At 41.6% G+C, this 3,033-nt stretch carries 3 protein-coding genes; 2 read left to right on the top strand and 1 reads right to left on the bottom strand.

What is annotated here, in order from left to right; translation table 11 throughout:
* The coding region (locus AB4653_RS07300) for an AAA family ATPase (RefSeq protein WP_372103703.1) at positions 1–591 on the bottom strand (591 nt) is incomplete at its 3' end.
* Between the two features lie 297 nt (positions 592–888).
* Here AB4653_RS07300 and AB4653_RS07295 point away from each other — a divergent pair.
* Together AB4653_RS07295 and AB4653_RS07290 are read left to right on the top strand one after the other, a co-directional pair.
* Positions 889–1,752, top strand: a complete 864-nt coding sequence (locus AB4653_RS07295) for an alpha/beta fold hydrolase (protein ID WP_102258573.1) — start codon at positions 889–891, stop codon at positions 1,750–1,752.
* A 298-nt stretch (positions 1,753–2,050) separates the two neighbouring features.
* On the top strand, positions 2,051–2,977 hold the full coding sequence (locus tag AB4653_RS07290) for a hypothetical protein (RefSeq protein ID WP_102258572.1): 927 nt from the start codon (positions 2,051–2,053) through the stop codon (positions 2,975–2,977).
* Positions 2,978–3,033: the final 56 nt, after the last annotated feature.

Genomic DNA, 3,033 nt, shown 5'->3' with positions numbered 1-3,033 from the left:
AGACTCTATGTTTTCCATTTTTACGCTTTGCAAAAAAATGTGTGGCTTGTCTAGAGATAGTTCATTCCTACTACTTCGATATTTTCTGACATTTAAATTCCTTACATAATTAGAAAAAGTTTCAGAAAACTCTCTTACATCAATGGTATTTCGCAGAGGCCTGTATTTGGGGTGGGATAAGAATCTAAGAATATCCTGATACTCTATCTTTATAGATTGTTTAGTAACACCACGTTCAACACCTAAAGATAGAGATGAGCTCTCACCTAAGCAAGATTGGTCTAGTTCGGAAAAATCATAGTCATCAATTGTAATCTGCCCTTCATCATCTATTTTAGATATGTTATTGATGTGTATAACTTCTTCAGTGTTTTCGTTATTTACAACTTTTAGAATAACGGCTCTAACTCTCTCAGACGCAAGAGTCGGACGTTTTCGGTCAAGAACAGCGTGTAATACTTTGAGAAATGTGGTTTTGCCACACCCATTATCACCGTAAATTATAGATACCTGATCTGACGCAAACTGCAACTTCGCTTTTCGACTTTTGGCCTGAAATCCAAATATTTCAATGGAACGTATCTGCAACATTATTTGTAAACCTTTAAGGAACATGTACTTATAACTATTTTATATTCATTTTAACGCATACTCAACTTTTACTCGAAGTTTATTAGCTAACGCTCTAATACACTCCGGATGTGTTTGACAGCCAAAAAGCAATAATCAAGAAAGGATTCTGACCTGTCGATTGAGCGTAATTAGTAAGTCTTAACTCAATAATTTCTAACCTTATATTGACTTGTCTACAACTTCACATTTTATAGTGACTATATTGATTGAGAGCGGGGCTTTCTGTATTCCCTCCAAAGTAAGTAGAGAGACACTATGAAACGTTTAATCCTAAACATCGCACTTTTGGTATTCATGGCGCTTGGTAGCATGAATGCCATGGCCCATGATTCAACGGTTAAGTACGGTATTGCGATATCTCACGATGGTGAGCAAATAGCGTATGGCAAAAGCGGGAGTGGGGATACAGCACTTATCTTCATTCACGGTTGGAGCTTAGACAGCAGGCTGTGGCAAAACCAAGTGAGTGAGTTTTCAAAGCAGTACCAAGTCATCACCATGGACTTAGCAGGGCACGGTAACTCATCGTTCAACCGCGAAGAGTACACCATGGTTGCATTCGCTCAAGACATCAAAGCGGTAATTAAGAAAGAGCAACTCGAGTCCGTCATCTTAGTCGGTCATTCGATGGCGGGTGGTGTGATTGCAGAAGCCGCTAAACTGATGCCGAAAAGAGTGAATGGTGTCGACACATCGCAAAACGTCGCACTAGCCGTTTCACAAAGCGACTTAGATGCAATGACCAAACCTTTTGAAGCAGACTTTCAAGCGGGCATTACTACGTTCGTGAAAGACTCGTTACCAAAAGACGTAGACGCAGATTTACTTTACTGGGTAACGCAAGACATGGCCTCAGCACAGCCAGCTATCGCGATAAACCAGTTCCGCCATTATCTAGGCCAATACGTGACTGGCGAAGCCCACCGCGTGTATGAGAACGTGAGCGTGCCAGTGATATTGGTCAATGCTCGTCTATGGCCAACCGATTCAGAAGCGAACAAGAAACACATCAAGGATTACAGCATTTACTACATTGAAGGTTCAGGCCACTTCCCAATGCTAGAGCAACCTGAGCAGTTCAACACAACGTTGATGAAAGCGGTTAAGTCAGTGAAGTAGGGCGCCGTAGTTGTTAAATGATAGATGTAATCGTTGATAGATAAAACTAAGGCCTCGCGTTTGCGAGGCCTTTTTGGTAGTTGGAGGTTTTGCTAGATACATTCATTTCAATTTGCGAGTAATGATCGCATCGTTCATTCGTTTATGGTCCTTAAACGGCGGCCTCATAGTTATATAAATGCTCTATCAACTACTCCTAGATACGTAATTAGCACCACTGTGATTAGTAAGGGCTGACCGAATCTAGTGGTGCTTTCTACTGATAATAATTTTAACTATGTGTTTAGGACGTCCTGCTATGGCTAAGAAAATCATATTCATTCATGGTCGCGCTCAAAAGCCCGATAAAGCTCCCCTTCAAGCACTCTGGTACGAGGCTATAGAACATGGCTTGCAGCGAGATTGTGGAGACTCAAGTTCATTACAAGCTTTTAAAGATGTCGATAAACGGTTTGTCTATTACGGTGAACTATCAAACACATTGTTAAAAGAACCAACGGAAGATCCTGCAAGTCGACAGCAAGCTCTGTCTGAACTCAAAAAGTACAAGACAAGCCAGTTCAATAAAACAACGTATAACCAGGTATCTAAAATTGGTTTTCTGAAAGAGGCGCTAGCAGATACTTTTTCATCGCTATTTGGAAAGCTAGGTGTGGCTGAGACACTGATAACGAAGGTCGCGCCGGATATGGCGCACTATTGGTATGAAGATACCTATTTTGGCAGCGATGTCAGGCATAGGCTAATGGTTGAACTGCAGGAAGCGCTTGATAATCAGGATGATGTGATGATTGTGTCGCACAGCCTAGGGTCGATGATCAGCTATGACGTGTTGTGGAAGCTGTCTCATTACGGCGAGTATAGACACGACTATGGTGCGGACAAGAAGGTCAACTTATTGCTTACGCTCGGGTCACCGTTAGGCGATGAAAACGTAAAAGATAGGCTAAAAGGGAGCCGCTTGAAAGATGAGAAGAAGTACCCTTTAAACATTCAGCAATGGATAAACATAGCGGCAGAAGATGATTTTATCTCTCATGACAGCAAAATTAGAAATGACTTTAAAGATATGCTCAAACTGGGTCTGATACCCGGCGGAATGAAAGACATCCACCCAATCTATAATCTCAATATTCGCAACGGAAAAGGCAATCCGCATGCTTCCATCGGTTATCTCATCAACCCTAAACTCATCACAGTACTGGATGAATGGCTCTCTAGTTGATTTGGTTTACCATCGTCAATTGTTAGCTGCTTGTTCGTTGGAACGCAGATAAAACA

Origin of the sequence: Vibrio sp. 10N.222.48.A3 (genome assembly GCF_041475345.1) — a bacterium.
GTDB classification, from domain to species: Bacteria; Pseudomonadota; Gammaproteobacteria; order Enterobacterales; family Vibrionaceae; genus Vibrio; species Vibrio tasmaniensis_A.
Note: the sequence above shows the minus strand (reverse complement) of the source record. Positions and strands in the feature narration are given on the sequence as shown.